We start from the raw sequence: 2015 nt of genomic DNA on the forward strand, positions 1-2015 counted from the left end.
AAAGAGACAACCTGGAGAACTGAAACATCTAAGTAACCAGAGGAAAAGAAATCAATTGAGATTCCGTTAGTAGTGGCGAGCGAAAGCGGAATAGGCCAGTAGTTTTATTAAAAAAATTTGAATAGTTTGGAAAAACTAACCACAGAGGGTGATAGTCCCGTATAAGTAATGTTTAATAAAATTCTTGAGTAAAGCGGGACACGTGAAATCCTGCTCGAATATAGGGGGACCACCCTCTAAGCCTAAATACTCTTCAGTGACCGATAGTGAACTAGTACCGTGAGGGAAAGGTGAAAAGAACCCCTATTAGGGGAGTGAAATAGAACCTGAAACCGCATGCCTACAATCAGTCGAAGCTCTTTTTAGAGTGACGGCGTACCTTTTGTATAATGGGTCAGTGACTTAATTTATAAAGCAAGCTTAAGCCATCTAGGTGTAGGCGCAGCGAAAGCAAGTCTTAATAGGGCGAACAGTTTTATGAATTAGACCCGAAAACGAATGAGCTTACCATGAGCAGGTTGAAAGTAAGGTAACACTTACCGGAGGACCGAACCAGTTGACGTTGAAAAGTCTTTGGATGACTTGTGGTAAGGGGTGAAAGGCCAACCAAATTCGTAGATAGCTGGTTTTCCGCGAAAACTATTTAGGTAGTGCGATGAATAAATAGATGTTTAGAGGTAGAGCACTAAATGGGCTAGGGGGAAGAGATTCTTACCAAACCTAATAAAACTCCGAATGCTAAACATTGTTCTTCATCAGACAGACTGTGGGTGCTAAGGTCCACGGTCGAGAGGGAAAGAGCCCAGACCACCAGATAAGGTCCCCAAATTATGATTAAGTGTGAAAGGATGTGGAAATTCCTTAACAGCCGGGAGGTTGGCTTAGAAGCAGCCATCCTTTAAAGATAGCGTAACAGCTCACCGGTCTAATAGAGTTTCTGCGCCGAAGATGTAACGGGGCTAAAATCATATACCGAATCTGTGGGTTTATAGAGTTTTCGAACTTTATAAGCGGTAGCGGAACGTTCTGTAAGCCTGTGAAGGGATACCCGTGAGGGATCCTGGAGGTATCAGAAGTGCGAATGCTGACATAAGTAACGATAAAAGAAGTGAAAAACTTCTTCGCCGAAAATCCAAGGGTTTCTGCGCAAGGTTAATCCGCGCAGAGTTAGTCGGCACCTAAGACGAGGGCGAAAGCCGTAGTCGATGGAAATAAGGTTAATATTCCTTAACCAGATGGTAGTGACGAATCTTGTAAGTTGTAAGTTCTTAATGGATTGAACTTGCCGCGAAAAGGTTCCAAGAAATAGCTCCATCATTAGACCGTACCCTAAACCGACACAGGTGGATTAATAGAGTATATTTAGGCGCTTGAGAGAATGATGTTGAAGGAACTCGGCAAAATACTTCCGTAACTTCGGGATAAGGAAGACCTTCTGATAGGCAACTATTTGAAGGTGGCACAAGCCAGGGAGAAGCGACTGTTTATCAAAAACACAGGGCTCTGCTAACACGTAAGTGGATGTATAGGGTCTGACGCCTGCCCGGTGCTGGAAGGTTAATGCGGTTGGTGCAAGCTAACTTCTGAAGCCCCAGTAAACGGCGGCCGTAACTATAACGGTCCTAAGGTAGCGAAATTCCTTGTCGGGTAAGTTCCGACCTGCATGAATGGCGTAACGATTTCTCCGCTGTCTCCAACATCAACTCAGTGAAATTGAATTCTCCGTGAAGATGCGGAGTTCGCGTAGTTAGACGGAAAGACCCCGTGCACCTTTACTGCAACTTTACATTGGTGTTAGGAAAAACATATTTAGAATAGGAGGGAGACATTGAAGCAAGAGCGTCAGCTTTTGTGGAGTCACCAGTGAAATACCTCTTTTGTTTTTCTTGATATCTAACTGATTGCCGTCATCCGGCATCAAGACATTGTATGGTGGGTAGTTTGACTGGGGCGGTCGCCTCCCAAATAGTAACGGAGGCGTGCGAAGGTAGGCTCAGAACGGTCAGAAATCGTTC

General features: G+C 44.5%; 1 rRNA gene. It reads left to right on the top strand.

Annotation, left to right across the window (positions count from 1 at the left end):
• Window positions 1–2015 (top strand): 23S ribosomal RNA (locus AMN70_RS00570); the annotation flags it as partial.

The organism is Candidatus Pelagibacter communis, from assembly GCF_001179925.1.
Lineage (GTDB): Bacteria > Pseudomonadota > Alphaproteobacteria > Pelagibacterales > Pelagibacteraceae > Pelagibacter > Pelagibacter ubique_E.